Annotated in this window: 1 protein-coding gene and 1 pseudogene; both read left to right on the forward strand. The window is 66.6% G+C overall.

Annotated elements, in window-relative coordinates; all coding sequences use genetic code 11:
• Window positions 1–13: 13 nt before the first annotated feature.
• Window positions 14–166 carry an ATP-binding protein gene (locus ACTQZF_RS09240; RefSeq protein WP_441044879.1) on the forward strand — a complete coding sequence of 51 codons (153 nt, stop codon included), beginning with the start codon at window positions 14–16 and terminating at the stop codon, window positions 164–166.
• A 100-nt stretch (window positions 167–266) separates the two neighbouring features.
• Window positions 267–572 (forward strand): annotated as a pseudogene (locus tag ACTQZF_RS09245) (transposase); the annotation flags it as partial.

The following is a 572-nucleotide window of genomic DNA, read 5'->3' on the forward strand; positions in this document are numbered from 1 at the left end:
CATCACCACCAACGTGGGGATCAGCGGCTGGGGCAGGGTGTTCGGGGACGACGTGGCGGCGAGCGCGATCGCGGACAGGGTGTGCCACCACTGCCACCTGGTCAAGATAACCGGCAGGTCCTACAGGCTGAAGGACCTGCCGAGGGACGGCCCCGTCAAGCCGTGACCGGAATCGGTGAAAATACGTTAGCGCAACCGGTGAAACCGCCTTTGCGCAAACGGCGCGCCTGTTTAGCGAAACTGGTGAAAAATAGATTGACGCTAACATCCACCTCATGCGCGACTGCATGCGCGAGGCCGGCTCCTGGCAGCTCAGGCGCCGCGTGGGCAGGATCGTGTCGCAGGTGTTCCGCGGGCGCGACGCCGCCACCGTGACGGCCATGTACCACGCGGCGTGCGACATGCTGGCGGGGTGCTGCCCCAGGGCGGCGGCGGTGCTGGAGGAGGCCGAGCCCGACGCGCTGGCCTACCTCGACTTCCCGCCGACCCACTGGAAGCGCCTGCGCACCAACAACGTGCAGGAGAGGACCAACCGGGAGATAAAGCGCAGGTCGCGCGTCGTGCAGGTGTTC

Source organism: Collinsella sp. LCP19S3_H3 (genome assembly GCF_052119145.1).
In the GTDB taxonomy this organism is placed as follows: domain Bacteria; phylum Actinomycetota; class Coriobacteriia; order Coriobacteriales; family Coriobacteriaceae; genus Collinsella.